24 protein-coding genes, 3 tRNA genes and 1 pseudogene are annotated in these 25866 nt (G+C 71.5%); 20 read left to right on the forward strand and 8 right to left on the reverse strand.

Going from position 1 to position 25866, the window contains the following annotated elements; genetic code table 11:
* Nucleotides 1-198 precede the first annotated feature (198 nt).
* From ADK57_RS28755 to ADK57_RS28775, 5 genes are all read left to right on the forward strand, one after another.
* Nucleotides 199-270 (forward strand) — tRNA-Ser (locus tag ADK57_RS28755).
* An 11-nt stretch (nucleotides 271-281) separates the two neighbouring features.
* Nucleotides 282-356, forward strand: a tRNA-Asp gene (locus ADK57_RS28760).
* A gap of 28 nt (nucleotides 357-384) precedes the next feature.
* A complete protein-coding gene (locus tag ADK57_RS28765) occupies nucleotides 385-1713 on the forward strand; it encodes an SDR family oxidoreductase (RefSeq protein ID WP_053752519.1) in 1329 nt (442 codons plus the stop codon).
* Nucleotides 1710-2897 (forward strand): ribonuclease inhibitor, encoded by a 1188-nt coding sequence (locus ADK57_RS28770; protein WP_053752573.1) that lies wholly within the window; start codon nucleotides 1710-1712, stop codon nucleotides 2895-2897. The genes ADK57_RS28765 and ADK57_RS28770 overlap by 4 nt, the downstream gene beginning before the upstream one ends.
* 13 nt (nucleotides 2898-2910) lie before the next feature.
* Nucleotides 2911-2986: transfer RNA gene (locus ADK57_RS28775), tRNA-Trp, on the forward strand.
* A gap of 22 nt (nucleotides 2987-3008) precedes the next feature.
* On the opposite strand, the gene ADK57_RS28780 is transcribed toward ADK57_RS28775, so the two are convergent.
* The 4 genes from ADK57_RS28780 to ADK57_RS28795 form a co-directional block, all read right to left on the reverse strand.
* On the reverse strand, nucleotides 3009-3986 hold the full coding sequence (locus ADK57_RS28780) for an acyl-ACP desaturase (protein WP_053752520.1): 978 nt from the start codon (nucleotides 3984-3986) through the stop codon (nucleotides 3009-3011).
* Nucleotides 3987-4196: 210 nt separating this feature from the next.
* Complete coding sequence (gene ddaH / locus ADK57_RS28785; protein WP_053752521.1) at nucleotides 4197-4973, reverse strand: dimethylargininase; 777 nt, start codon at nucleotides 4971-4973, stop codon at nucleotides 4197-4199.
* 85 nt (nucleotides 4974-5058) lie between these two features.
* Nucleotides 5059-7314: an ATP-binding cassette domain-containing protein gene (locus ADK57_RS28790; protein ID WP_053752522.1), complete on the reverse strand. Its 2256-nt coding sequence runs from the start codon at nucleotides 7312-7314 to the stop codon at nucleotides 5059-5061.
* A 10-nt stretch (nucleotides 7315-7324) separates the two neighbouring features.
* On the reverse strand, nucleotides 7325-8947 hold the full coding sequence (locus tag ADK57_RS28795) for an ABC-F family ATP-binding cassette domain-containing protein (RefSeq protein ID WP_053752523.1): 1623 nt from the start codon (nucleotides 8945-8947) through the stop codon (nucleotides 7325-7327).
* 296 nt (nucleotides 8948-9243) lie between these two features.
* Here ADK57_RS28795 and ADK57_RS28800 point away from each other — a divergent pair, with 296 nt between their 5' ends.
* The 3 genes and pseudogenes from ADK57_RS28800 (at nucleotide 9244) to ADK57_RS52285 (ending at nucleotide 10458) form a co-directional block, all read left to right on the forward strand.
* Entirely contained in the window at nucleotides 9244-9882 is a 639-nt protein-coding gene (locus ADK57_RS28800) for a GOLPH3/VPS74 family protein (protein ID WP_053752524.1), read from the forward strand.
* Nucleotides 9883-9919: 37 nt separating this feature from the next.
* Nucleotides 9920-9985, forward strand: a pseudogene (locus ADK57_RS52280) (hypothetical protein); the annotation flags it as partial.
* Between the two features lie 140 nt (nucleotides 9986-10125).
* On the forward strand, nucleotides 10126-10458 hold the full coding sequence (locus ADK57_RS52285) for an isocitrate lyase/phosphoenolpyruvate mutase family protein (RefSeq protein ID WP_324612212.1): 333 nt from the start codon (nucleotides 10126-10128) through the stop codon (nucleotides 10456-10458).
* A 12-nt stretch (nucleotides 10459-10470) separates the two neighbouring features.
* Here the strand turns inward: ADK57_RS52285 and ADK57_RS28810 are convergent, their stop codons facing one another.
* Nucleotides 10471-10887 (reverse strand): SsgA family sporulation/cell division regulator, encoded by a 417-nt coding sequence (locus tag ADK57_RS28810; protein ID WP_053752525.1) that lies wholly within the window; start codon nucleotides 10885-10887, stop codon nucleotides 10471-10473.
* Between the two features lie 245 nt (nucleotides 10888-11132).
* Here ADK57_RS28810 and ADK57_RS28815 point away from each other — a divergent pair, with 245 nt between their 5' ends.
* On the forward strand, nucleotides 11133-12245 hold the full coding sequence (locus ADK57_RS28815) for a WD40/YVTN/BNR-like repeat-containing protein (protein WP_234390452.1): 1113 nt from the start codon (nucleotides 11133-11135) through the stop codon (nucleotides 12243-12245).
* Nucleotides 12246-12316: 71 nt separating this feature from the next.
* Nucleotides 12317-12646 carry a hypothetical protein gene (locus ADK57_RS28820; RefSeq protein WP_053752527.1) on the forward strand — a complete coding sequence of 110 codons (330 nt, stop codon included), beginning with the start codon at nucleotides 12317-12319 and terminating at the stop codon, nucleotides 12644-12646.
* 2 nt (nucleotides 12647-12648) lie between these two features.
* On the opposite strand, the gene ADK57_RS28825 is transcribed toward ADK57_RS28820, so the two are convergent.
* Nucleotides 12649-12945 (reverse strand): YciI family protein, encoded by a 297-nt coding sequence (locus ADK57_RS28825; protein ID WP_053752574.1) that lies wholly within the window; start codon nucleotides 12943-12945, stop codon nucleotides 12649-12651.
* A gap of 49 nt (nucleotides 12946-12994) precedes the next feature.
* Here ADK57_RS28825 and ADK57_RS28830 point away from each other — a divergent pair, with 49 nt between their 5' ends.
* Nucleotides 12995-13684, forward strand: coding sequence for an endonuclease V (locus ADK57_RS28830; RefSeq protein WP_053752528.1), 690 nt, complete (start codon nucleotides 12995-12997; stop codon nucleotides 13682-13684).
* Between the two features lie 185 nt (nucleotides 13685-13869).
* A complete protein-coding gene (gene mmpA, locus ADK57_RS50615; protein ID WP_199830705.1) occupies nucleotides 13870-14016 on the forward strand; it encodes a morphogenic membrane protein MmpA in 147 nt (48 codons plus the stop codon).
* A gap of 7 nt (nucleotides 14017-14023) precedes the next feature.
* Here the strand turns inward: mmpA and ADK57_RS28835 are convergent, their stop codons facing one another.
* On the reverse strand, nucleotides 14024-15202 hold the full coding sequence (locus ADK57_RS28835) for a saccharopine dehydrogenase family protein (protein WP_053752529.1): 1179 nt from the start codon (nucleotides 15200-15202) through the stop codon (nucleotides 14024-14026).
* Nucleotides 15203-15295: 93 nt separating this feature from the next.
* Here ADK57_RS28835 and ADK57_RS28840 point away from each other — a divergent pair, with 93 nt between their 5' ends.
* The 5 genes from ADK57_RS28840 to ADK57_RS28860 all read left to right on the forward strand — a co-directional run bounded on the left by ADK57_RS28840 (nucleotide 15296) and on the right by ADK57_RS28860 (nucleotide 21543).
* A complete protein-coding gene (locus tag ADK57_RS28840; RefSeq protein ID WP_053752575.1) occupies nucleotides 15296-15676 on the forward strand; it encodes an MmcQ/YjbR family DNA-binding protein in 381 nt (126 codons plus the stop codon).
* A 116-nt stretch (nucleotides 15677-15792) separates the two neighbouring features.
* Complete coding sequence (locus tag ADK57_RS28845) at nucleotides 15793-16947, forward strand: CaiB/BaiF CoA transferase family protein (protein ID WP_078973396.1); 1155 nt, start codon at nucleotides 15793-15795, stop codon at nucleotides 16945-16947.
* On the forward strand, nucleotides 16944-18086 hold the full coding sequence (locus tag ADK57_RS28850) for an acyl-CoA dehydrogenase family protein (protein ID WP_053752531.1): 1143 nt from the start codon (nucleotides 16944-16946) through the stop codon (nucleotides 18084-18086). Before ADK57_RS28845 ends, ADK57_RS28850 begins: the two co-directional genes overlap by 4 nt.
* 20 nt (nucleotides 18087-18106) lie before the next feature.
* A complete protein-coding gene (locus tag ADK57_RS28855) occupies nucleotides 18107-19321 on the forward strand; it encodes an acetyl-CoA C-acetyltransferase (RefSeq protein ID WP_053752532.1) in 1215 nt (404 codons plus the stop codon).
* Nucleotides 19322-19368: 47 nt separating this feature from the next.
* Nucleotides 19369-21543 carry a 3-hydroxyacyl-CoA dehydrogenase NAD-binding domain-containing protein gene (locus tag ADK57_RS28860; protein ID WP_053752533.1) on the forward strand — a complete coding sequence of 725 codons (2175 nt, stop codon included), beginning with the start codon at nucleotides 19369-19371 and terminating at the stop codon, nucleotides 21541-21543.
* Nucleotides 21544-21764: 221 nt separating this feature from the next.
* On the opposite strand, the gene ADK57_RS28865 is transcribed toward ADK57_RS28860, so the two are convergent.
* Complete coding sequence (locus ADK57_RS28865; RefSeq protein WP_053752534.1) at nucleotides 21765-22466, reverse strand: MerR family transcriptional regulator; 702 nt, start codon at nucleotides 22464-22466, stop codon at nucleotides 21765-21767.
* A 234-nt stretch (nucleotides 22467-22700) separates the two neighbouring features.
* On the opposite strand from ADK57_RS28865, the gene ADK57_RS28870 reads away from it, so the two are divergent.
* From ADK57_RS28870 to ADK57_RS28880, 3 genes are all read left to right on the forward strand, one after another.
* Nucleotides 22701-24167, forward strand: coding sequence for an amino acid permease (locus ADK57_RS28870; RefSeq protein WP_053752535.1), 1467 nt, complete (start codon nucleotides 22701-22703; stop codon nucleotides 24165-24167).
* A gap of 43 nt (nucleotides 24168-24210) precedes the next feature.
* Nucleotides 24211-24690 carry a macro domain-containing protein gene (locus tag ADK57_RS28875; protein WP_053752536.1) on the forward strand — a complete coding sequence of 160 codons (480 nt, stop codon included), beginning with the start codon at nucleotides 24211-24213 and terminating at the stop codon, nucleotides 24688-24690.
* A 143-nt stretch (nucleotides 24691-24833) separates the two neighbouring features.
* Entirely contained in the window at nucleotides 24834-25784 is a 951-nt protein-coding gene (locus tag ADK57_RS28880; protein WP_053752537.1) for an adenosine kinase, read from the forward strand.
* The last annotated feature ends 82 nt before the right edge of the window (nucleotides 25785-25866 follow it).

Below are 25866 nucleotides of genomic sequence, written 5' to 3' on the forward strand. Positions count from 1 at the left end.
CATCTCGCCGACCCACTCACCCATCGCCACACAACGAGTCTGGCCCTGCCGCTCACGCGGCAGGGCCAGAACCCCAAGATCTTCATCAGCCTTCTAGGCCCTGTCCGACGACGACGTCCGGTCCGTCTCACTCGCCCTGGCCGCCCGTAAAACCGTGCGACGCGCCGATGGGGGCGCGGTTAGGATCCGGGGGCGCGGCCGGGCGTAGCGCAGAGGCAGTCGCACCGCCTTGCTCAGGCGGATACGCCGGTTCGAATCCGGTCGTCCGGGCCCGCGCAGGTGGGTCGGTAGCGCAGAGGCAGGCGCACCGCCTTGTCAGGGCGGAAACGCCGGTTCGAATCCGGCCCGGCCCACCACGGCACGGCACCGGACGGGCGGGGACACATGCGTGACGCACTCGGCGAGGAGGAGTTGGCCGCCTTCCACCGTACGGTCGCCAGGCTACGGGCGCTGCCCGTCGACGACCCCGTACGCCTGCACGCGGAGCAGGCCGCCGCCTCCTTCGCGAGGGACGGACGCCTGCGCCGCCGCAAGGCCCGGGGCGCCGAACTGTCCGCCGCCGACGCCGAGGTGATGGCCGCGACCGCGACCGGCGCGCCCGACCGGCGCGAGGACGCCCCACTGGGCGCGGCGGGTACCGGCGGACTCTTCCGCAAGCCGCGCACCTGCTACGTCTGCAAGTCGCCCTACCGGCAGGTCGATTCCTTCTACCACCGCCTGTGCCCGCGCTGCGCCGCCGACAACACGGCCCGCCGCGCCCTGAGCACCGACCTCGGCGGACGCCGGGTGCTCCTCACCGGCGGCCGGGTGAAGATCGGCTTCCAGCTGGCGCTGATGATGCTGCGCGACGGCGCCCAGCTGCTGGTCACCTCGCGCTTCCCGCACGACACCGTGCGCCGTTTCCGGGCCGAGCCGGGCAGCGAGAAGTGGCTGGACCGGCTGACCGTCCTCGCCGTCGATCTGCGCGACCCACGCCAAGTGCTGGGCCTGTGCGAGGAGTTGCGGCAGGAGGGCGAGCCGCTGGACGTCCTCGTCAACAACGCCGCGCAGACCGTGCGCCGCCCGCCAGAGTCGTACGCGCTGCTCGCGGCAGGGGAGTACGACGCGCTGCCCGAGGACGCACGTCACGCGCCCGGCTTCACGCCGATGCGCATGCTGGGCGGCGGTGCCGCGTCCCTGCCGGTCGCGCTGCGCGAGGCCGACGAGGCCGGACTGCTGCCCGACCCGTCCCCGGAGAACTCCTGGTCGGCCCGGCTCGGCGCCCTCGACCCGGCCGAGGTCCTGGAGACCCAGCTGGTCAACGCACTGGCCCCGGCCCTGCTGTGCGACCGGCTGCTGCCCCTGCTGCTCGCCTCGCCGCACCCGCGCCGGTACGTGGTCAACGTGACCGCCGTGGAGGGCCGGTTCGCCGTCCGCAACAAGATGGCCGGCCACCCGCACACCAACATGGCCAAGGCCGCCCTCAACATGCTCACCCGGACCAGCGCCGCCGAACTCGCCGAGCAGGGCGTGCACATGTGCGCCGTCGACACCGGCTGGATCACCGACGAGAACCCGGCGCCGAAGAAGGCCCGGATGGCGGGCGCGGGCTTCCGTACGCCACTGGACATCGTGGACGGCGCGGCCCGCGTGTACGACCCGATCGTGCGCGGCGAGGCCGGGGACCCCGTGTCCGGGGTGTTCCTCAAGGACTACCGGGAGGCGCAGTGGTGAGCGACCGACCCGTGACGGGCTTTGCCGGTGTCCCGCCCGTCGTGCCGCGCCCGCCCTTCGAACTCGCCCCGCTGCTGGACTGGTTGCGGGCGGGCCGCCCGGCCGGGGAACGCCTGGACTTCACGGCCGGTACGGCTCTCCCCGACGGCCGCCTCGACCTGTGCAAGCAGGGACTGGGTGCCGAGGGCGCAGCCCTGGTCGCCGAAGCGCTCTCCCAAGGCCCGTCTCCCGTACGGCACTTGCTGCTCGGCACGGACGGACTCGGCGACGCGGGTGCCGACGTAGTGGCCGGCGCGAACACCGGCGTCGAGACGCTCTACCTCGGCTGCAACAACATCACCGCGGGCGGCGCCTGCCGGATCGCCGACCAGCTGCGCGCCTCCCCGCAGGTCGTCACCGGCGTCTGGCTGAAGCGCAACCCGTTGGGCCGCGGGGGAGGCCGGGCCGCGGCCGAACTCGTCGAGTCGGCCCGGTCGTTGCGCACCCTCGACCTCGTCCAGACCGGCCTCGACGCGGCGGGCGTCGCCGTCCTCGCCGACGCGCTCCTCGCGGCCACCGGCAACGGGCGTCGTGTCGAACGGCTCTTCGTCGGCGGCAACCCGCTGGGTACAGCCGGGGCGGAACCGCTCGCCGCAGTGATCGAGGCCGGGGCGATCGACGAACTGTACGTCTCCGCGGCCGGGTTGGGCGACGTGGGCGCCGACCATCTCTCCCACGCCCTGGAGCGGGCACCTTACGGACGACTCGTCCGCCTGTCCGTAGCCGGCAACGGCATCGGTCCGCAGGCCGCGGCCCGGCTGGTGGCGGCGGCGACCACGGCCGGTGTGACCCTGCTCGACCTCGGCCGGGTCCGGGCGGCGGCGGTCCTCGGTGCGACCGACAACCGCATCGACGTGTCGGCCGCCGGGACGATCGCGGAGGCCCTGGCGGCCACCGACCACCGCCTCACCCACCTCGTCCTCACCCACACCGGCATGCGCAGCCGCGAGGCCCACCGCCTCCTCGACACCGCACCCCACGCCACCACAGCCACCCGCTTCGTCCTCGGCCGGGGCATCGCCACCAGCGTCAAACGCCGCCTGGACGCCCTCAGCGCCCACGTCCCGGCCCCGGAGGTCCCGGCCGACGTGGCAGCCGTACGCAGCGTGCACAGAACAGCCCCCCGGCAACAGCCGGAGGGCTAGTCTGAGATCAAGGGCGGGGTCGTAGCGCAGAGGCAGGCGCGCCGGTCTCCAGAACCGGAACACGCTGGTTCGAATCCAGTCGCCCCGCCCCCCCCTGGACGGCAGTGGCTGTCAGCCGGCCGCGCGGGCCGCCATCCGCGCCTTGCGCGCGGCCAGCTTCTCGTCGAACTTCGACGCCTCCGCGTCCAGGCCGCCCATGTACAGGCCGAGTTCCTCCTGGGCCTTGAGACCCTCGGGGCCGAGGCCGTCGATCTCCAGGACCTTCAGGAAGCGCAGCACGGGCTGGAGGACGTCGTCGTGGTGGATGCGCATGTTGTAGACCTCGCCGATCGCCATCTGCGCGGCGGCCCGCTCGAAGCCGGGCATGCCGTGGCCGGGCATCCGGAAGTTCACGATCACGTCGCGCACCGCCTGCATCGTGAGGTCGGGCGCCAGGTCGAAGGCCGCCTTCAGCAGGTTGCGGTAGAAGACCATGTGCAGGTTCTCGTCGGTCGCGATGCGCGCCAGCATGCGGTCGCAGACCGGGTCCCCGGACTGGTGGCCGGTGTTGCGGTGCGAGACGCGGGTCGCGAGCTCCTGGAAGGCGACGTAGGCCACCGAGTGCAGCATCGAGTGGCGGTTGTCCGACTCGAAGCCTTCGGCCATGTGGGCCATCCGGAACTGCTCCAGCTTGTCCGGGTCGACCGCGCGCGAGGCGAGCAGGTAGTCGCGCATCACGATGCCGTGCCGGCCCTCCTCCGCGGTCCAGCGGTGCACCCAGGTGCCCCAGGCGCCGTCACGGCCGAAGAGGCTGGCGATCTCGTGGTGGTAGCTGGGGAGGTTGTCCTCCGTGAGAAGGTTGACCACCAGCGCGATCCGGCCGAGCTCGGTGACCTTGGACTGCTCCTTGTCCCACGCCTCGCCGTCCTCGAAGATGCCCGGGAAGTTGCGGCCGTCGCTCCACGGGACATACTCGTGCGGCATCCAGTCCTTGGCGACCTTCAAGTGCCGGTTGAGCTCCTGCTCGACGACTTCCTCCAGCGCATACAGCAGGCGGGCGTCGGTCCAGGCGGAGGACGGGCTGCCGAGGTGAGGGGAAGTGATCGTCACGGGTACTCCAGGGGGACGCGGAACAGATACGAGGGCAGCCGGCGAGCGGTGCCGAGCCGGTACCTACGGAATCGTAGGCTACGTATCCGTAGGTTACGAGACCGTAGGTTAAGGTCGGTGTAAAGATCCCTGATCAGCGGTGTTGCCCTGGCATGACAAACGGCCCCGGAAGCGCAGGTCCAGGGCCGGAAACGTGAGGCGCTCACCCGCTCATGCATACAGCTCCCGCATCCGCACCGAGAGGCATGTCACACAGCCTTCGAGCTTCTCGAACTCGCTGATGTCGACCAGGACGGGCTCGTGGCCGAGGTCCCCGAGCAGTTCGGCGGTCTTCGGCGCGCTCGCCGCCATCAGCAGCTCGGCGCCGCCGAGCAGCACCACATGCGCCCCGGACTCCTCCGGCACCGGCAGGAAGCGCGGGAACAGCGAGGGTGCGTCCAGTTGCGGGATGCGTCCGAGGACGGTCCCGTCGGGCAGTGCGGTGACCGCGGTCTTCAGATGCAGCACCTTGCTCACCGGCACGGCCACGATCCGTGCCCCGAGCGGCTCGAAGGCGGCCCGCAGCTGCTGGACCCCCGCCGCGTTGGTGCGGCCGCCCCGGCCGACGTAGATGGTGTCGCCGACCTTCAGCACGTCGCCGCCGTCCAGCGTGCCCGGCTCCCAGATCCAGTTGACCGAGCAGCCCAGGCGGGCCACGGCCTCCTCGACCCCGATGGTCTCCTCGCGCCGGGACTCGGCGCCGGGCCGGGTGATCAGCGCGACGTTCTTGTACATGACGACGGTGTCCTCGACGAAGACCGAGTCGGGGCAGTCGTCCTCCGGATCCACCTCGATGGTCTCCCAGCCGTGTGTGCGCAGGGCCTCGACATACGCCTCCCACTGTTCGAGCGCGAGGTCGACGTCGACCTTCTCGCGCTCGATGTGCGTCACCAGACCTTCGGCGAGGCGGGGGCTGGGGCGGCGGACGAGGGCCTTCTTGCTGGGCACGAGGGGATCTCCGGATCGGGTGGGACAGGATTGTGGCCTGCCCGCCATCATGCAGGGCCGGTGCACGTGGGCAAAACCCTCGGTGTCAGGCTGTGGCCCTCCTGAGATGCTCCGCCGTGCGGGAGCCCCGGGCGGACAGGAGCTCGCGCGGGGTCCCTTCGAAGATCACCCGGCCGCCGTCCCGGCCCCCGTCCGGCCCGAGGTCGATGACCCGGTCGCCGTGCGCCACCACGTCCAGGTTGTGTTCCACGACCACGACCGTGTTCCCCGCGTCGACCAGCCGGTCCAGCAGGCCGAGCAGCCCGTCCACGTCCGACATGTGCAGTCCGGTCGTCGGCTCGTCGAGGACGTACACAGCCCCCGTCCGGTGCAGCCGCGTCGCCAGCTTGAGGCGCTGCCGCTCACCGCCGGACAGTGTGGAGAGCGGTTGGCCGAGCGTGAGGTAGGTGAGGCCGACGTCCCGCAGCGCGCGCAGCCGGCGCCGTACACCGGAGTCGTCGAAGAACTCCAGGGCCTGATCGGCCGTCATCTCCAGTACGTCCGCGACCGAGTTGCCGTCGACGGCCAGCCGCAGCACCTCGTCCCTGAAGCGCCGCCCCTCGCAGTCGTGGCAGGTCGTCGTCACCGGGTCCATGAACGCGAGGTCGGTGTAGATGATCCCGCGGCCTTCGCAAGTGGCGCACGCACCCGTCGAGTTGAAGCTGAAGAACCCCGGCTCGACTCCCGTCTCGCGCGCGAAGATCTTCCGTACCGTGTCCATGATCCCGATGTACGTCGCCGGAGTGGACCGCGCGGAGATCCCGATGGACGACTGGTCGACGACCACGGCGTCGGGGTGGGCGGCGGTGAACTCCGCGACCAGCGTGCTCTTTCCGGACCCGGCGACCCCGGTCACCACGGTCAGCACCCCGGTCGGGAACTCGACGGTCACGTCCCGCAGGTTGTGCCGGTCGGCACCCTTGACCCACAGCCCGCCGGTGGCGTCCCGCACGTGCTCCTTCAGTGTCGTACGGCGGCGCAGGCACCGCCCGGTCGGCGTGCCCGCCTCACGCAACTCCTGCGGCGTCCCCTCGAACACCACCCGTCCGCCCTCGGCACCGGCCCCCGGCCCCATGTCGACGACATGGTCGGCCAGCGCGATGACGTCGGGGTCGTGTTCGACGACCAGCACGGTGTTGCCCTTGTCGCGCAGCCGCAGCAGCAGGTCGCCGAGCCGGCCCACGTCCCGCGGGTGCAGGCCGACGCTCGGTTCGTCGAAGATGTACGTCATCCCGGTCAGGCTGGAGCCCAAGTGCCGTACGGTTTTCAGCCGTTGGCCCTCGCCGCCGGACAGGGTGGAGGTCTCGCGGTCGAGGCTGAGGTAGCCGAGGCCGATCGCGTCGATGCGTTCGAGGGCGGCGACGGCGGCCCCGGCGATCGGCCGGGCGACCGGGGCGTCGATCTCCTTCAGTACCCCGATCAGGTCGCCGACCTGCATGTGTGTGCAGTCGGCGATGTTCCGGCCACCGATCCGGGTGGCGAGGGCGGCCCGGTTGAGGCGGGCGCCGGCGCAGGCCGGGCAGACACCCTCCGCCAGGAACTCCCCTACCAGGTCACGGGTCTTCTGGCTCATGGCGGACAGGTCGCGCTTGAGGTACAGCCGCTCGAAGCGGTCGGCGAGGCCCTCGTACTCGGTGGTCCAGGTGCCGCCCGTGCCGTTGACGGTGACCTTGCTGCCGGGGCGGCCGCGCATCAGGAACTCCCGCTCGGCGGCCGTGAATTCGCCGACCGGCCTGTCGGGGTCGAGCTCGTCGGTGTTGGTGTACGCCTGCCCCTGCCAGGTCCCCGCGGCGAACGGCGGGAAGCGCACCGCACCGTCGGCGAGCGAGCGGCCCGTGTCGAGGATGCGGTCCCAGTCGGGGCGTACCGTCCGGCCGAGGCCGTCGCACTCCGGGCACATGCCCGCCGGGTCGTTGAACGAGTAGGCGGTAGCCGGTCCGGCGCTCGGCGTGCCGTGCCGGGAGAACAGCACCCGGAGCACCGAGTAGACGTCGGTCATCGTGCCGACCGTGGACCTGGAGTGGCCCCCGATCGGCCGCTGGTCGACGACGATCGCGGGCGTCAGGCCCTCCAGCGCGTCCGCGTGCGGTCGCTCGTACTTGGGCAGCCGGTTGCGCACGAACCAGGTGAACGTCTCGGCCAGCTGACGCTGCGACTCGACCGCGATCGTGTCGAAGACGACCGACGACTTCCCCGATCCCGAAACGCCGGTGAACACGGTCAGCCGGCCTTTCGGGATGCGGAGGGTGACGTCCTTGAGGTTGTTCTCCCGGGCTCCGGTGAGGGTGATGAAATCGGGCATGCACCCGACGCTAGGCGGGATACCCGACAGCTTCTGGCGTGATTTCCTTGAGTTCTCCGTCGAGGAGCAGCCAGCGCGTGACGCCGATGCCCTCCAGGAACGGCAGGTCGTGACTGGCCACGATCAGCGCTCCCTCGTACGACTCCAGGGCCGTCGTCAGCTGCCGCACGCTCGCCATGTCGAGGTTGTTCGTCGGCTCGTCCAGCATCAGCAGCTGCGGCGCGGGCTCGGCCAGCATCAGCGCCGCCAGTGCCGCCCGGAAGCGTTCGCCGCCGGACAGCGTGGCCGCCTTCTGGTCGGCACGGGCACCCCGGAACAGGAAGCGGGCCAGCCGCGCCCGGACCCGGTTGTTGGTCGCGGCCGGAGCGAACCCGGCCACGTTCTCGGCGACGGTCAGCTCGCCGTCGAGCACGTCGAGCCGCTGCGGCAGGAAGCGAAGGGGGACATGGGCCTTCGCCTCGCCGGAGACCGGCTCCAACTCCCCGGCGATCGTGCGCAACAGCGTCGTCTTGCCCGCGCCGTTGCGCCCGATCAGCGCGATCCGCTCCGGACCGCGCAGGTCGAGGCCGCCCGCCACGCGTGCGCCGTACGCCAGTTCCAGATCCTGGAGGGTGAGGACGGTACGGCCCGGTGGTACGGCCGTGTACGGCAGGTCGACGCGGATCTCGTCGTCGTCCCGTACGGCCTCCTCCGCCTCGTCGAGCCGTTCCCTGGCCTGGGCCAGCCGCTCCTCGTGCATGATGCGGTGCTTGCCCGCGGACTCCTGTGCCGCGCGCTTGCGCGCCCCCATGACGATCTTCGGCTCGCGCTTCTGGTCCCACATCTTCTGCCCGTAGCGTTTGCGCCGGGCCAACTTGACCTGGGCATCCGCCAGTTCGCGCTTCTGCTTCTTCAGATCGGACTCGGCGACCCGCACCATCCGCTCGGCGGCCTCCTGTTCGGTGGCGAGGGCCTCCTCGTAGGCGGAGAAGTTGCCGCCGTACCAGGTGACCTCCCCGGAGTGCAGATCGGCGATCTGGTCGACCAGTTCCAGGAGTTCGCGGTCGTGGCTGACCACGACCATGACGCCCGGCCAGGACGCGACGGCCGAGTACAGCCGCCTGCGTGCGTACAGGTCCAGGTTGTTCGTGGGCTCGTCGAGCAGCAGGACGTCCGGCCGACGCAACAGCAGTGCGGCCAGACGCAGGAGCACCGACTCGCCGCCCGACACCTCACCGATCGTGCGGTCCAACTCGATGTGGTCGAGCCCGAGTTCGCCGAGGGTGGCCAGTGCGCGCTCCTCCACGTCCCAGTCGTCGCCGATCGTCTCGAAGTGCTCCTCGGCCGCGTCGCCCGCCTCGATGGCGTGCAGCGCGGCCCGCTGTGCGGCGATGCCGAGCGCCTCGTCGACCCTCAAGTGGGTGTCGAGGGTGACGTTCTGCGGGAGGCAACCGACCTCGCCCGCGACGCGGACGGTGCCGTCGGCCGGGGTGAGTTCTCCGGCGATCAGCTTCAACAGGGTGGACTTTCCCGACCCGTTGACGCCGACGAGGCCGGTGCGGCCGGGGCCGAACGCCACGTCGAGGCCTTCGAAGACGTGGGTGCCGTCGGGCCAGGCGAAGGCGAGGGATGTACAGGTGATGGAAGTAGACATACGGGGTCTCCGCGGTTGCTTGAGCCGGTCGGGGGCAAACGCGTATCGAGACACCTGCGACCGAGGGGAGACAGGCCCCGGGAGCATGAAGAAAGCCCTGTTCCGGAGGACGGCTCGAACGCCGAGGTCGCACGCAGCGCACACACCTCATGTGTGTGACGTGGTGTCTCAGGACCTCAGACGAGCAACGTCCTTCTCCAATCGACGGCAACAGGACCGCTGTACAACGTATGAGCGGCCTTGCGGGCTGTCAACGAATTAACTGAGCCTTGATCCCACCGTCCGAAGGAGACCCCGTGCCCCATGGCTCACTCTCGCTCCCGGCCAGGCTGTGCCTGCTGGCCTGGGACAGCGCGGAGACGGACGTCACCGGCGCCGACCGGCTGCCCCCTCTGGTCCGGGCCGGCGCCCTCGTCGAGCTGGCCCGGCGCGGACTGCTCGTCGACGAGGAGGGCGTCGCCACGCCGGCCGACCTCGACTCCGAGACGGGGGACCCCGTCCTCGACGGCCTTCTCGAGCTGGTCCGGGAGTCCCGGCCGCACCGGTGGCGGACCTGGGTGACCCTGCGGGCGCGGATCACCCTGGACGCCGTACGGGAGCAACTGGCGGCCGGGGGCCAACTGCGTGCCGAGAAGCGGCGGGTCCTCGGGGTCTTCCCGACCGTGGAGTACGCCTTGGAGCGCGTGGCCGTGGTGGACGCGCTGCGCGAGGAGGCACGGGCGGTTCTGCTGGGGCCGGTTCCGGTCGCGGAGGTCTCCGAGCGGGACGCGGCCCTCGCGGTGTTGGCGGGGGCCGCGGGGGTACTGGCCGACGGCGGGCAGCACCGGGGGCGCCTCGAAGAGCTCACCGAGCGCTGCGGGGCTGCGGCCCCGGTGCTGCGGACGGCCGTCCGGGAGGTGTGGACGGCGAGGGCGGCTGCGTCCGCCGCCAACTGAGCCGCCTCACCTCCATGCCGGATTCCTGTCCCCGCACGTGCCGGGCAGCCCGCTCGTCCTGCCGAACGCCTGGGACACCGCGAGCGCGCGCATCGTCGAGGACGCGGGTGCCGCCGCGGTGGCGACGACCGGCGCGGGTCTCGCCCGGGCCCTGGGGCCTGGGCACGGCGGACGGCGGACGGCGGACGGCGGACGGCGACATGCTGGACCGCTGCCACCCGCGAGGCCGCGGACGCGCAGGACGTGCCGCAGTTCGTGCACGCCCGGATCGACACGTTCCTGCGGGGCGCCGGGGGAGTGGACCTCACCCTGGAGCGCGCCGCCGCCTTCCTCGCCGCGGGCGCCGACGGGATCTTCGCCCCCGGGGCCGTCGACCCGGAGACCGTGAAACAGCTCGCCGACGGCGTGGACGCTCCGCTGAACGCGATGGCCGGCCCCGGTGCCCTGCCCGTCGCAGAGCCGGCCGCGCACGCCCTGGTCCGCCGGGCCGCCCGGGAACCGCTGGGCGCGGGGACGTACGACGCGCCGGCGGACGGGCTCGACTACGGCGAGCTCAACACGTCTCCGGGCCGGTGAACGCGGTCGGGCTCAGCAGGCGTCCCGCATCAGCTCCGCAAGGTCGTGGTCCAGGTCGAGCTGGAGATGCTCCAGACCCACCGGAACCAGTTCGCCGGTCGCCTCCAGGAACCGGCGCAGCTCGCCCGAGCGGACGTGCACGACCGCGGTGCCCTCGGGGGCGTGGAACTCCAGGACGGTGCGGTCGTACCCGTACGGCCGCACCCGCACGTCGCCGTGGCCCTCGGGCTCCTGGAGACCGGCCGTGAGGAGTTCGCGGCTGAAGGTCCAGCAGACCTCCACGCCCTCCAGGGTGGCCGGGGCCGGGAAGGTCATGCGGACGGCGAACGGGTCACGCCGGTCGTAGTGCAGCGTGGCGGGAATGCTCGGCATCCGCGGCGCGGCGGCGACGAGTCGGGCCTCGACGGGCTGCTCGATGACGATGGACAACGCCTTGCTCCCTTACGACGGCGGGACGGACATCCGGGGGTGAGGCCGGGCACTGGAAGAGACGCCGGAATGAGTCAATCCGTGCACACCGATGTCGAGTGACCTCTGTCACCGTCTTCATTCACGGAAGTGGCCAGGTACTTCTTCTGGGGGTGTGAAAGACAGTTGTGGCGAGCACGGCGGGCCGAGGAGGGCCGCCGGGGCCCTCTGGACGGCACCCGGGCGGTGGGCTAGCTTCGCCCGCCATGAGGCGCTTGGGGATCACGCGACGCACGAGACGGCCGGGACGGACGAGGCGAGCGGTGAGCGCGGGGGTGGCGTGCGCGGCGGCACTGGCCGCCCTGACCGCCGTACCCGCACAGGCGCAGGAGTCCGGGCAGCGGACACCGCACTGGGAACTCAAGGACACCGGCAGTTCCGCTGTGCGGTTCCGGGGACTCGCGGCCGTCGGCCGGGACACCGCCTGGGTGTCCGGCACCCAGGGCACCGTCCTGCGCACCACGGACGGCGGGGCGAACTGGCGGAACGTCTCGCCGCCCGGCGCCGGCGAGCTGCAGTTCCGGGACATCGAGGCGTTCGACGCGCGGCGCGCGGTGGTGCTGGCCATCGGCGAGGGCGAAGCGTCCCGCGTCTACCGCACCGACGACGGCGGCGAGACCTGGACCGAGTCCTTCCGCAACACCGACGCGCGGGCCTTCTACGACTGCCTCACCTTCTTCGACCGCCGCCACGGCCTGGCGATGAGCGACCCCGTGGACGGGAGGTTCCGCATCCTGTCGACCAGCGACGGCGGCCGCTCCTGGAAGGTGCTGCCCGGCGCCGGCATGCCGGCCGCGCTGGACGGCGAGGCCGGGTTCGCGGCGAGCGGCCAGTGCCTGGTCTCCGCCGGCCCGCGGGACGTCTGGCTGGCCACCGGCGGGGCGGCACGCGCGCGTGTGCTGCACTCCTCCGACCGGGGGCTGACCTGGACGGCCTCCGACACGCCGATCCCGGCGGGCGACCCGGCCCGCGGAGTCTTCGCCCTCGCCTTCCGCGACCGCACGCACGGTCTGGCGGTCGGCGGTGACTACCGGCCCGACCAGACGTCCACCGCTCCGGCGGCACGCACCGCCGACGGCGGCCGCGGCTGGCAGCCCGCCGCCGAGCCGCCGCCCGCCTACCGCTCGGGCGTCGCCTGGCTCCCGTACAGCCGTACGGCCGCTCTCGCGGTCGGACCCACCGGCACGGATCTGACGACCGACGGGGGGCGCACCTGGCGGACGGTGGACACGGGCTCGTACGACACCGTCGACTGCACTCCCGACCTGGGCTGCTGGGCGGCCGGCGAGCAGGGGCGCGTCGCCCGTCTGGAGGGCTGAGGGCGCTCGGTGTGGCGCATGGGTCCGGAAAGCGGGTACCCGTTCACCGATCGTGAGAGGAGTGAGCGGACATGCCACGTGGTTCGAGCCCCAAGCGCGAGCGCCAGTACGAGCACATCAAGGAGAGCGCCGAGGACCGGGGCGAGAGCACCGGCCGCGCCAAGGAGATCGCCGCGCGGACGGTGAACAAGGAACGCGCCCGGTCCGGCGAGTCCAAGACCGCCGGCCGCACCTCGACCCAGGACATGTCGTCGGGCAAGCGGGGCGGCCAACGGTCCGGGAAGGGTTCCCAAGGGCCCACGTACGACCAGCTCTACGAGGAGGCCAAGCGGCGCGGCATCCAGGGCCGTTCGGACATGAACAAGAGCCAGCTGCAGCGGGCGCTGGGGAACAAGAGCTGAGCCTAGGAGGGCGTCTGCCGGTACCGCTCCAGGTCCGGTGCCGTCTTCGTCGCGGTGAACTCGGTGATGCGGTACTCGCACACCCCGGCGGTGACGAAGGGGTCGCCCGCGGTGATCTCCTCGATCCGCGCGCGGTCCCCCGCGACGGCGAGGATCACCCCGCCGTCGCGGGGGCTCTTGGGCCCGGACGCGAGGAAGACGCCCTGCGCGTACTGCGCGTCGAGCCAGGCGACATGCGCCCGGAGCACGGCGTCGACGGCATCGAGCGGGGCGGTGTAGGTCAGCTCCAGTACGAACATGATCACGAGGCTACGCCGCCGGGGTGACGGCCCGTAGGCTCGTCCCATCATGACGACGGTAAGAATTCCCCCCGGCTGGCCCGCTACCGAGGAGCAGGCCCGCGCGGTCCAGGACGAGTTGCGCGGGCGAGTGGTGCTCGACGAGCCGGGGCCGCCGCCCGGCACGGGCCACGTGACCGGTGTCGACGTGGCCTACGACGACGAGCACGACGTGGTCGCGGCCGCCGCCGTGGTGCTGGACGCGGCGACCCTCGACGTCGTCGCCGAGGCCACGGCCGTCGGCCGGATCTCCTTCCCGTACGTGCCCGGCCTGCTGGCCTTCCGAGAGATCCCCACGGTCCTCGCGGCCCTCGACGCCCTGCCCTGCCCGCCCGGCCTGGTCGTCTGCGACGGCTACGGCCTCGCCCACCCGCGCCGTTTCGGCCTCGCCAGCCACCTCGGCGTCCTCACCGGCCTGCCCACGATCGGCGTCGCAAAGAACCCCTTCACCTTCACCTACGACGACCCCGACACCCCGCGCGGCAGCACGGCCCCCCTCCTCGCCGGCGCCGAGGAGGTCGGCCGCGCCCTGCGCACCCGGGAGGCGGTCAAGCCGGTCTTCGTCTCGGTCGGCCACCGGGTGAGTCTCGACAACGCCTGCGCTCACACCCTGGCGCTGACCCCCGAGTACCGCCTGCCGGAGACGACCCGCAGGTCCGACTCCCTGTGCCGCAGGGCGCTGCGGGACGCGACCCCCTGAGCGGCGGCGGCCACTCGATGCGCCGGCTGCCGGTCGAGACCTCTGCTCTCCGCCGGCTGCCGGTTGGAGACCGCTGCTCTCTGTGTACCTCGCCTGTGTACCTCGCCTGAATACGTCGTCTGAGTACGTCGTCTGAGTACTTGTACGGATGTGGCGCCGACCGCCCGCTCGGCAGGCTGTGCCGCATGACTTCGCACCGTTCCCCGAAGCCCCTCGCCGACCCCGACCGGCCCGTCGAGCGTGCCGTGATGGCCGCGCTGATCCTCGCCACCCTCGCGGGGCTCGCCTGGATCGTCGGGATGATCTACACCGTCGCCCAGTGGCCGCTGTAGGGCGGGCTCACCGGCTCCGGGCCACTCGGAAGGTGATCCCGGCCCGCTGCAGCCGCTCGGTCAGCGCGTTGCCCATCGCGACCGCGGTCGTGACCTGACCGGCGGTCGGCGGGAGGTCGTCGAAGGCCAGGGACAGCGCCGACTCGGCGAACATCTTCGCCGTCTCGTCGTATCCCGGGTCGCCGCCCGACACCTCGGTGTACACCCGCCGGCCGCCGCCCTCGCCGACGAAGCGGACCCGGAACCAGCTCTTCGCACGCTTCTCGGGGCCGGGCCCCTCCCCGGGCTTGAGCCGGTCGGACAACCAGCGCCGCGCGGGCGGCAGTTGGGCGGCGGCGAACAGCGCGCCCACGGCCGCGACCCCGCCCAGCGCGGCCGGCAGATGCCGTACCGCGGCGTACTCGCGATAGCGGAAGTCGGGGCCGTACCGCTCCAGCGCCTGCGCGGACCTGCGGACGATCTGCGCGTCGATCGTCGGCAGGGGCAGCGCCCAGGCACCGACCTCCGGTGCGAACCGTGGCGCGCCGGTCCGTGCGGAGGCTCGCCGGCCCACGAGACGGGGCTCGTGCCGACCGCGGTCCCGGGCGGCGGCCAGCATCTGCCGGCCGCGCGCGAACTGGTTCAGCGCCGAGGCGAACGTGCCGCCCGAGAGCGTCGCGTCCACGGTCACGAAGCCGTCGACCGTCAGGGGCACGCCCTCCGGGAGCTGCCGGACCGTGAAGTACGCCCCCAGGTCGTGCGGCACCGAGTCGAAACCGCACGCGTGCACCAGCCGGGCGCCCGTCTCACGCGCGCGTGCGTCGTGGCGGACGTACATCAGGTCCACGAACTCCGGCTCACCGGTGAGGTCCAGATAGTCCGTGCCGGTGTCCGCGCAGGCGGCGACGAGTTCCTCCCCGTAGGTCACATAGGGGCCGACCGTGGTGGCCACCACGCGCGCGTGCTCGGCGAGTTCGCGCAGCGAGGCCGGATCCGACACGTCGGCCCTCAACACCCCGGCCTTCGCGCCGCCGGGCAGCGCCTCCCGCAGCCGGTGAAGCTTCTCCTCGTTGCGGCCCGCGATCGCCCAGCGCAGCCCCTCGGGAGCGTGCTGGGCCAGATACTCCGCGGTGAGCGTCCCCACGAAGCCGGTGGCTCCGAAGAGCACGATGTCGTAGGGACGGTCCGTCCTGTTCAGCCTGCTCATGACACCTCTCGGATTCCGCCGCACGCGCCGTTGTCGGTGGCCGAGGCTAGCGTGAGGAGTGCGGAGCCCGACGAGGAGGCCGGAGGTATGCAGGTGGCCGTGGCCGAGAACGCCCTGAGGAAGTGGGAGAAAGTGCGCGAGTTCGCCCTCGGGATGCCGGGTGCCACGGAGGAGTTCCCCTGGGGTGAGTCCGTTGCCAAGGTCAACAAGAAGGTGTTCGTCTTCCTCGGCGTCGACGACGGCAGCTACCCGCTGGGCGTCACGGTGAAGCTCAAGGACGAGGCCGCCCACGCCCACGCGCTGACCTGCCCCGGTGCCGAACCCGCCGGGTACGGCCTGGGCAGGTCCGGTTGGGTGCGCCTCCCGCTGGAGCCGCAGGGCGCCCCGGCCCCGGATCTGCTGTGCGACTGGGTGGAGGAGAGCTACCGCACGATTGCGCCGAAGCGGCTGATAGCGGAGCTGGACGCACGCTGAGCCGGTCGGCGGGGCACAATCCGACTAAGCGCTTGCTCTCCGGGTCTTGTGCCGAGTGGAACGCGTTCTTAGCATCACTGGTGTTACATCAGTTGTGTCATACCTATGGGGGCTGAATGGCAACGACGCCAGAGCCGACGCCAGGGCCCACGCCAGGGCCGGGCCCGCTCTCCGGCGTACGCGTGGTCGAGCTGGCCGGCATCGGGCCCGGCCCGTTCGCCGCCATGCTCCTCGCCGACCTGGGCGCCGACGTCGTCCGCGTGGACCGGCCCGGCGGAGCCGGGCTCGCCATCGACCCGGAGTTCGACGTCACCAACCGCAACAAGCGCTCGGTGATCGTCGACCTGAAGGCACCCGACGGCCCCGCCCGCGTCCTCGACCTCGCCGCCCGCGCGGACGTCCTGATCGAGGGCTACCGCCCCGACGTCGCCGAGCGCCTCGGCGTCGGCCCCGCGGACTGCCACGCCCGCAACCCGAAGCTCGTCTACGGCCGGATGACCGGCTGGGGGCAGCAGGGCCCCCTCGCCCCGCGCGCCGGCCACGACATCGCGTACATCGCGCTCACCGGCACCCTCGGCATGATCGGCGAGCCCTCCCGGCCGCCCGCCGTCCCGGCCAACCTGCTCGGTGACTACGCGGGCGGCTCCCTCTATCTGGTCGTCGGCGTCCTCGCCGCCCTGCACCACGCCCGTGCGACCGGCACCGGGCAGGTCGTCGACGCCGCCATCGTCGACGGCACCGCCCACCTCTCCGCGATGATCCACGGCATGCTCGCCGCCGGGGGCTGGCAGGACCGGCGCGGCGCCAATCTCCTCGACGGCGGCTGCCCCTACTACGGGACCTACGAGACCGCCGACGGGAGGTACATGGCGGTGGGCGCCCTGGAGCCGCAGTTCTACGAGGAGTTCCTGAACCTGCTCGGCCTCCAGGACCATGCCGACGCCCGCAAGGACTGGACCCGCTGGGGCGAGCTGCGCGAGGCGGTGGCCGCTCGCTTCCAATCCCGCACCCGTGAGGAGTGGACGGCCGTCTTCGAGGGGTCCGACGCCTGTGTGGCACCCGTACTGTCCCTGCGCGAGGCCCCGCACCACCCGCACCTCGCCGCCCGCGGCACCTTCACCGACCACGGCGGCATCACCCAGCCCGCGCCCGCGCCCCGCTTCTCCGCGACCCCGACCAAGGTCCGCACCGGCCCCGCCCTGCCGGGCGCCGACACCGCGGACGTGGCCCGCGACTGGGACGTACCCGACCTGATGAAGGGCCTCGCATGAAGCGGCAGATCTTCGCCCCCGAGCACGACGCCTTCCGCGAGACCGTGCGCAGCTTCCTGGCCAGGGAGGTGCTGCCGTACTACGAACAGTGGGAGAAGGACGGCATCGTCTCCCGCGACGCGTGGCGGGCGGCCGGCAAACAGGGGCTGCTCGGGCCGGCCGTCGACGAGGAGTACGGAGGCGGCGGCAGCGCCGACTTCCGCTACAGCGCCGTCCTCGCCGAGGAGTTCACGCGCGCGGGTGCCCCGGGGCTCGCCCTCGGCCTGCACAACGACATCATCGGGCCGTATCTGACCGGCCTGGCCACCGAGGAGCAGAAGCGGCGCTGGCTGCCCGGCTTCTGCGACGGCACGCTGATCACGGCCATCGCCATGACCGAGCCCGGCGCCGGCTCCGACCTCCAGGGCATCCGCACCCACGCCGAGGACCGGGGCGACCACTGGCTGCTCAACGGCTCCAAGACGTTCATCTCCAACGGGATCCTGGCCGACCTGGTGATCGTCGTGGCGAAGACGACTCCGGAGGGCGGAGCCCACGGCCTGTCCCTCCTCGTCGTCGAACGCGGTATGCAGGGCTTCGAGCGCGGCCGCAACCTCGACAAGATCGGCCAGAAGGCCCAGGACACCGCCGAGTTGTTCTTCCACGACGTGCGTGTGCCCAAGGAGAACCTGCTCGGCGAGCTCAACGGCGCCTTCGTCCACCTGATGACGAACCTCGCCCAGGAGCGCCTGAGCATCGCCGTCGCCGCGATCGCCGCCGCCGAGCACCTGCTGGAGATCACCACGGAGTACGTCAAGGAGCGCGAGGCCTTCGGCCGGCCCTTGGCGAGCAAGCAGCACATCCGCTTCGAGATAGCCGAGATGGCCACCGAGTGCGCCGTCACCCGCGCCTTCCTCGACCGCTGCATCGAGGAGCACTCCCGCGGCGGACTCGGAGCCGTGGAAGCCTCCATGGCCAAGTGGTGGGCGACCGAACTGCAGAAGCGCGCCGCCGACCGCTGTCTCCAACTGCACGGCGGCTACGGCTACATGACCGAGTACCCCGTCGCCCGGGCCTTCACCGACGGGCGCATCCAGACCATCTACGGCGGGACCACCGAGATCATGAAGGAGATCATCGGCCGTTCCCTGCTGGGCTGACCCTCCCCGAAAGGCTTGATGTGAGCACCGAAGCGTACGTGTACGACGCGATCCGCACCCCGCGCGGCCGCGGCAAGGCGAACGGCGCCCTGCACGGCACGAAGCCCATCGACCTGGTCGTCGGACTCATCCACGAGATCCGCGACCGTTTCCCCGGCCTCGACCCGGCGGCGATCGACGACATCGTGCTCGGCGTCGTCGGCCCGGTCGGCGACCAGGGCTCCGACATCGCCCGGATCGCCGCCGTCGCCGCCGGGCTCCCGGACACGGTGGCGGGCGTCCAGGAGAACCGCTTCTGTGCCTCGGGTCTGGAGGCCGTCAACATGGCCGCCGCCAAGGTGCGTTCCGGCTGGGAGGACCTCGTCCTCGCGGGCGGCGTCGAGTCGATGTCGCGAGTGCCGATGGCCTCGGACGGCGGCGCCTGGTTCAACGACCCGATGACCAACCTGGCCGTCAACTTCGTGCCGCAGGGCATCGGCGCCGACCTCATCGCCACCATCGAGGGCTTCTCCCGGCGGGACGTCGACGAGTATGCGGCCCTCTCGCAGGAGCGCGCGGCGACCGCCTGGAAGGAGGGCCGCTTCGACCGCTCCGTCGTGCCGGTCAAGGACCGCAGCGGCCTGGTCGTCCTCGACCACGACGAGTACCTGCGCCCGGGCACCACCGCCGACTCCCTCGCCAAACTGAAGCCGTCCTTCGCGGACATCGGCGACCTCGGCGGCTTCGACGCGGTGGCCCTGCAGAAGTACCACTGGGTGGAGAAGATCGACCACGTCCACCACGCGGGCAACTCCTCCGGCATCGTGGACGGCGCCTCGCTGGTCGCCATCGGCTCCCGGGAGGTCGGCGAGCGCCACGGACTCACCCCGCGCGCGCGGATCGTCTCCGCCGCCGTCTCCGGCTCCGAGCCCACCATCATGCTCACCGGCCCCGCGCCCGCCACCCGAAAGGCCCTGGCGAAGGCCGGGCTGACCATCGACGACATCGACCTCGTCGAGATCAACGAGGCCTTCGCGGCGGTCGTCCTGCGCTTCGTGCGCGACATGGGCCTGTCCCTCGACAAGGTCAACGTCAACGGCGGCGCGATCGCGCTGGGCCACCCGCTCGGCGCCACCGGCGCCATGATCCTCGGCTCGCTCGTCGACGAACTGGAGCGCCAGGACAAGCGGTACGGCCTCGCCACGCTGTGCGTCGGCGGCGGCATGGGCATCGCGACGATCGTCGAACGCATCTGAATCCCCGGCGGAATCCGGATCCAAGAGACCTCTACGGAGACCCTGTCATGACACAGAGCACCACCATCCGCTGGGAACAGGACCGCACCGGCGTCGTCACCCTCGTCCTCGACGACCCGGACCAGTCGGCGAACACCATGAACCAGGCGTTCCGCGACTCCTTCGCGGTGATCACCGACCGCCTGGAGGCCGAGAAGGACACCATCCGCGGCATCATCATCACCTCCGCCAAGAAGACCTTCTTCGCGGGCGGTGACCTGCGCGACCTCATCCGCGTCACCCCCGAGACCGCCCAGGAGCTGTTCGACGGCGGCATGGCCATCAAGCGCAATCTGCGCCGCATCGAGACGCTCGGCAAGCCGGTCGTCGCCGCGATGAACGGCGCGGCCCTGGGCGGCGGCTACGAGATCGCCCTCGCCTGCCACCACCGCATCGCCCTCGACGCCCCCGGCTCGAAGATCGGCTGTCCCGAGGTCACCCTCGGCCTGCTCCCCGGAGGCGGCGGCGTCGTCCGTACCGTACGCCTGCTGGGCATCGCCGACGCGCTGCTGAAGGTGCTCCTCCAGGGCACCCAGTACAGCCCGCGGCGCGCCCTGGAGAACGGCCTGGTCGACGACGTGGCCGCCAACCGGGAGGAACTGCTCGCCAAGGCGCGCGCCTTCATCGAGGCCAACCCCGAGTCGCAGCAGCCCTGGGACAGGCCGGGTTACCGGATCCCCGGCGGTACGCCCGCCAACCCCAAGTTCGCAGCGAACCTGCCCGCGTTCCCGGCCACCCTGCGCAAGCAGACGGCTGGCGCTCCCTACCCGGCGCCGCGCAACATCCTGGCGGCCGCGGTCGAGAGCTCCCAGGTCGACTTCGAGACCGCGCAGGTCATCGAGGGCCGCTACTTCGTGGAACTGGCCGCCGGGCAGACCTCGAAGAACATGATCCAGGCGTTCTTCTTCGACCTCCAGGCCGTCAACTCCGGCGCGAACCGGCCCAAGGGCGTCGAACCGCGTCCGGTCCGCAAGGTCGCCGTCCTCGGCGCCGGAATGATGGGTGCGGGCATCGCCTACTCGTGCGCCCGCGCGGGCATCGACGTCGTCCTCAAGGACGTCTCCCCGGAAGCGGCCGTCAAGGGCAAGGGCTACTCCGAGAAGCTGTGCGCCAAGGCCGTCTCCCGGGGCCGTACGACCCAGGACAAGGCGGACGCGCTGCTCGCCCGCATCACGCCCACGGCCGACCCTTCCGACCTCGCGGGCTGCGACGCCGTCATCGAGGCCGTCTTCGAGGACACCTCGCTCAAGCACAAGGTGTTCCAGGAGATCCAGCACCTCGTCGAGCCGGACGCGCTGCTGTGCTCCAACACCTCGACCCTCCCCATCACCGCCCTCGCCGAAGGCGTGGAGCGCCAGGCCGACTTCATCGGGCTGCACTTCTTCTCGCCCGTCGACAAGATGCCGCTCGTCGAGATCATCAAGGGCGAGCGCACCGGCGAGGAGGCCCTCGCCCGCGCCTTCGACCTGGTCCGGCAGATCAAGAAGACGCCGATCGTCGTCAACGACTCGCGCGGCTTCTTCACCTCGCGTGTCATCGGGCACTTCATCAACGAGGGCGTGGCGATGGTCGGCGAGGGCATCGAGCCCGCGTCGGTCGAACAGGCGGCGGCGCAGTCCGGCTACCCGGCCAAGGTGTTGTCCCTGATGGACGAGCTGACGCTGACCCTCCCGCGCAAGATCCGGGGCGAGACGAAGCGTGCGGTGGAGGAAGCGGGCGGGACCTGGGCGTCCCACCCCGCCGATGCCGTCATCGACCGCATGGTCGACGAGTTCGGCCGCACCGGCCGCAGTGGGGGAGCGGGCTTCTACGAGTACGGGGAGGACGGCAGGCGGGTCGGCCTGTGGCCGGGACTGCGGGAGCACTTCACGCGTGAGGGCGCGGAGATCCCCTTCCGTGACATGCAGGAACGCATGCTCTTCTCCGAGGCGCTCGACACGGTCAGGCTGCTGGAGGAGGGCGTGCTCACGTCCGTCGCGGACGCCAACATCGGCTCCGTCTTCGGTATCGGCTTCCCGGGGTGGACGGGGGGCGTCCTGCAATACATCAACGGCTACGAGGGCGGCCTGCCGGGATTCGTGGCACGCGCGCGTGAACTGGCCGAGCGGTACGGGGAGCGGTTCACACCGCCCGCGCTGCTGGTGGAGAAGGCAGAGAAGGGGGAGCGGTTCCGGGACGCGTGAGATCCCTGGCCCTCGGGGGTTTCCCGCCCCCGCCGCCCCGTCCCGTCCCTGGGGGCTGCGCCCCCAGACCCCCCTTCGGCCCTGAACGGGCCTCGTCCTCAAACGCCGGACGGGCTGAAATCAGCCCCTCCGGCGTTTGAGGAGCGGGGTCTGGGGCGGAGCCCCAGAAGGACGGGAACGGGTGGGGGCGGCGGGGGCGAGAACCGCCGTCGGACGTCCCATCACCGCGTGAGCCACTCGCGCAGCTCTTCCTGCAACGACCGCTGGAAGGTGGTCAGCAGCGCCTGCACCACCAGCGGATGCATGTGCGCCGAGAGCGACTTCACATCCCGCGCGTCCCGCTCCGACACCTCGCCGCGGAAGAGCTCCGCCAGTTCGTGGGCCGCCGCGCGCGAGTGCTCGACGAGGACCTTCCGCGACGCGCGGATCGCCTCCTGCGACAGCGGTACGTCGAGCAGCTGGACGCCGAGCCGCAGCAGGCCCAGGTCGACGCGGTACGAGCCGCCGTCCGCCCTGACCACACCCATCGCGGCGAGCCGCGCCACGTCCTCCTCGCCCAGCTCCCGCCCCGACCGCCGCCGGAGCTCCTCCAGCGACACCGTCTCGACCGCGTCCGGCGCCCAGGAGGCCACCACCGCCCGGTGGATCGCGAGGTCGTGCGCGCTCAGATCCGGCGCCAGCTGCTGCACGTAGCGCTCGATGGCCGCCAGCGTCATGCCCTGCTGCTGCAACTCCTCGATCAGTGCGAGCCGGGCGAGGTGCTCCCGGCCGTAGTGCCCGACCCGTCGCGGACCGATCACCGGTGGGGGCAGCAGACCCTTGGTGCCGTAGAAACGGACCGTGCGGACCGTGACACCCGCCCGCGCGGCCAGCTCGTCGATGGTGAGGGCAGGCTCCCCGGCATCGGTGGTGTCGGTCGTCATGTGCAGCAGTATCGCTGTCTCACCAATGGTGTGAAACCTCTTGGGCATCGTCGCCGATCATGACGTCACGCCTGTGCGAGACGGGTCCCGCTGTGACGCGTGCCACCGCGTGTGAGGCGGCCTCCGGGGAAGGTGCCCCCTCGGCCTGTGCCTTTTCATCCAGGGGCACGGGCCGAGTCACGTCCGGACACCCGAGCGAGACCCGCCGGGGCGCACCAGAGAGTGGAACCACCCGTGAGCAAGGACGCCGTGGAATCGGCACAGGCCGGCTCCCGCACCGGGGCGGCCACGACGCCCGTGGACGCGGGCGACGCCGGCTACAGCAAGGACCTCAAGGCCCGTCACGTCAACATGATCGCCATCGGCGGCGCGATCGGCACCGGACTCTTCCTGGGAGCCGGCGGCAGCCTGCACACCGCGGGCCCGGCGCTCGCGCTCGCCTACCTCGTCTGCGGAGTCTTCGCCTTCTTCGTCGTCCGGGCCCTCGGCGAGCTGGTCCTCTACCGCCCGTCGTCCGGTTCCTTCGTGTCGTACGCGCGTGAGTTCCTCGGCGAGAAGGGCGCCTACGTCGCCGGCTGGATGTACTTCCTGAACTGGTCGACGACCGGCATCGCCGACATCACCGCGATCGCGCTCTACACCCACTACTGGAGCCTGTTCACCGACATCCCGCAGTGGACCCTGGCCCTGATCGCCCTCGCGGTGGTCCTGGCCGTGAACCTGATCTCGGTCAAGATCTTCGGAGAGATGGAGTTCTGGTTCGCGATCATCAAGGTCGCCACCCTCGTCGGCTTCATGCTGATCGGCATCTTCCTGCTGGCCACCCGGCACGAGGTCGGCGGCCGGACCCCCGGCGTCGGAGTGATCACGGACAACGGCGGCGTCTTTCCGCACGGCCTGATGCCCGTCGTGCTCGTCATGCAGGGCGTGATCTTCGCGTACGCCGCCCTGGAACTGGTCGGCGTCGCGGCCGGCGAGACCGCCGAGCCGGAGAAGGTCGTCCCGCGCGCGGTGAACTCGATCATGTGGCGCGTCGGCCTCTTCTACGTCGGCTCCGTCGTCCTCCTGGCCCTTCTCCTGCCCGGCTCGGTCTACTCGGCCGGCGAGAGCCCCTTCGTCACGGTGCTCTCCAAGATCGGCATCCCGGCGGCCGACGACGTGATGAACCTGGTGGTCCTGACGGCCGCGATGTCGTCGCTCAACTCCGGCCTGTACTCCACCGGCCGCATCCTGCGCTCCATGGCGACCGCGGGCTCGGCCCCCGAGTTCACCGCCCGCATGAACCGCAGCCAGGTCCCCTACGGCGGCATTCTGCTCACCTGCGCGGTCTGCGTCCTCGGCGTCGGCCTCAACTACCTCATGCCGAGCCAGGCCTTCGAGATCGTGCTGAACGTCGCCTCCCTCGGCATCATCAGCACCTGGGTGATCATCATGGTCTGCCACCTGGTCTTCGTCCACCGCGCACGCGCGGGCCTGCTGGTCCGCCCTTCCTTCCGCCTCCCGGGCAGCCCGGTCACGGAGATCACCACGATCGCCTTCCTTCTGGCCTGCCTCGGCATGATGTGGAACGACCCCGAGGTCGGCCGCAAGACGCTGCTGCTCATCCCGGTGATCGCGGCCCTGCTGACGGCGGGGTGGTTCGGCATCCGGCGCAGGGTGTCGCAGACCACGGACCGGGAGCTGACCGACCTCACGAAGTAGCAGCTCAGGGGCCACTGTCAGTGGCAGCGCCTACGGTGGCGTCATGTCGGAGATCATGTATGTCCGGGGTGACGCCACCGCTCCGTCGGTCAAGGGCGTCAAGGTGATCGCCCATGTCTGCAACGACATCGGGGGCTGGGGCAAGGGGTTCGTCCTGGCCGTCTCGCGGCGCTGGCCGGAACCGGAGGCGGCGTTCCGCGCCTGGCACCGCGACCGCGCGGCGAACGACTTCGGGCTGGGCGCGGTCCAGTTCGTGCAGGTCGAGCGGTACGTGTGGGTGGCCAACATGGTAGGACAACGCGGCATACGCACCGGCAGCAAGGGCGTCCCCGTGCGCTACGAGGCGATCGACACAGCGCTCGGACGGGTGGCCGACAAAGCGGTGGAGCTCGGGGCCTCCGTGCACATGCCCCGAATAGGGTGCGGGCTGGCCGGGGGCAAATGGTCGCGGGTGGAGCCGCTGATCACCGAGCGCCTGGTGCAGCGGGGGATCGCGGTCACGGTGTACGACCACGGGGACTGACGCAGGTGTACGACCACGGGGACTGACGCAGGTATGACCCCTGGGGCTGACGCAGGGCAACTTGCCGAAACTTGCTGCAAGTTCTTGCCAAGGGTGGGGTCGGCTGTTTGACTCGGCTGCCGACGCCGGCCGAGAGGAACCCCATGACCGCCGACAGCGATGTCCTCGTCCTGGGCGGCGCGGGCGTGGACACGATCGTCCATGTCCCCGAGCTGCCACTCCCGTTCGCCGACAGCTACATGATCCGGCCGGGCATCGAGACCCGCGCGGGTCAGAGCGGGGACTTCGTCGCGCTCGGCCTGAGCGCGCTGGGCCTGCGCACCCACCACCTCGACATGATCGGCGACGACCACGAGGGCGATCTGGTGCGCGCGCTCCACCGCGACCGGGACATTCCCTTCACCGCGGTCCTGCAGCCGTGCGGCACCAAGCGGGCCGTCAACCTCGTGGGCCCCGACGGGCGGCGACTGTCCCTGTACGACATCAGTCGCAGCCAGGAGTCCGACCGGCTGCCCGAGGCGACGGTGCGCGAACTCGCCGCCGCCTGCCGCCACGCGCACGTCGTGATCACCCACCCGTGCGCGTACGCGCTGCCCCTGCTGCGGGAGGCCGGGGTGACCATCTCGACCGACCTGCACGACTGGGACGGCGCCAACCCCTACCACGAGGCCTTCGCCCTGGAGGCGGACCTGGTCTTCCTGTCCACCGCCGCCCTGGCAGAACCGGAGCGCACCATGCGGGACATCGCCGAGCGCGGCCGGGCCCGGATCGTCGTCGCCACCGCCGGGGCCGACGGCGCGTACCTGCTGGCCGACGGCGAGCTGACGCACGTACCGGCCGCCACGCCCCCCGCACCGGTGGTGGATTCCAACGGCGCGGGAGACGCCTTCGCCTCCGGCTTCCTCCTCGGCCTGCTGGGCGGCGAGGACCCCCTGCGCTGCGCCCGGTACGGCGCGGTGGCCGGCGCCTACGCCTGCACCGTGCCCTCCACCCGCGCCGACGCCATCTCGCGCGCCGAACTCCTGGCCCGCGCGGCGGAGTTGTGGGACACGTCCGCAACGGAGCCGGCCGAGCCGGCCGGCGGCCGCGTATGACGCCGGCCGTCGGCCTTGGACCGTAGGCCGCAGACCGTGGGCCGTCGAACCGCAGTGGTCGGCCCTGGTGGTCGTCGTCGTG

Origin of the sequence: Streptomyces sp. MMG1533, from assembly GCF_001279775.1 — a bacterium.
In the GTDB taxonomy this organism is placed as follows: Bacteria; Actinomycetota; Actinomycetes; order Streptomycetales; family Streptomycetaceae; genus Streptomyces.

Coding starts and splice junctions, on each gene's coding strand:
- ADK57_RS28790 (WP_053752522.1), bottom strand. CDS start 7,314: ATGCCCGATTTCATCACCCTCACCGGAGCCCGGGAGAACAACCTCAAG.
- ADK57_RS28830 (WP_053752528.1), top strand. CDS start 12,995: ATGACGACGGTAAGAATTCCCCCCGGCTGGCCCGCTACCGAGGAGCAG.
- ADK57_RS28845 (WP_078973396.1), top strand. CDS start 15,793: ATGGCAACGACGCCAGAGCCGACGCCAGGGCCCACGCCAGGGCCGGGC.
- ADK57_RS28835 (WP_053752529.1), bottom strand. CDS start 15,202: ATGAGCAGGCTGAACAGGACGGACCGTCCCTACGACATCGTGCTCTTC.
- mmpA (WP_199830705.1), top strand. CDS start 13,870: ATGACTTCGCACCGTTCCCCGAAGCCCCTCGCCGACCCCGACCGGCCC.
- ADK57_RS28865 (WP_053752534.1), bottom strand. CDS start 22,466: ATGACGACCGACACCACCGATGCCGGGGAGCCTGCCCTCACCATCGAC.
- ADK57_RS28880 (WP_053752537.1), top strand. CDS start 24,834: ATGACCGCCGACAGCGATGTCCTCGTCCTGGGCGGCGCGGGCGTGGAC.
- ADK57_RS28825 (WP_053752574.1), bottom strand. CDS start 12,945: ATGTTCGTACTGGAGCTGACCTACACCGCCCCGCTCGATGCCGTCGAC.
- ADK57_RS28850 (WP_053752531.1), top strand. CDS start 16,944: ATGAAGCGGCAGATCTTCGCCCCCGAGCACGACGCCTTCCGCGAGACC.
- ADK57_RS28795 (WP_053752523.1), bottom strand. CDS start 8,947: ATGTCTACTTCCATCACCTGTACATCCCTCGCCTTCGCCTGGCCCGAC.
- ADK57_RS28875 (WP_053752536.1), top strand. CDS start 24,211: ATGTCGGAGATCATGTATGTCCGGGGTGACGCCACCGCTCCGTCGGTC.
- ADK57_RS28860 (WP_053752533.1), top strand. CDS start 19,369: ATGACACAGAGCACCACCATCCGCTGGGAACAGGACCGCACCGGCGTC.
- ADK57_RS28820 (WP_053752527.1), top strand. CDS start 12,317: ATGCCACGTGGTTCGAGCCCCAAGCGCGAGCGCCAGTACGAGCACATC.
- ADK57_RS28815 (WP_234390452.1), top strand. CDS start 11,133: ATGAGGCGCTTGGGGATCACGCGACGCACGAGACGGCCGGGACGGACG.
- ADK57_RS28765 (WP_053752519.1), top strand. CDS start 385: ATGCGTGACGCACTCGGCGAGGAGGAGTTGGCCGCCTTCCACCGTACG.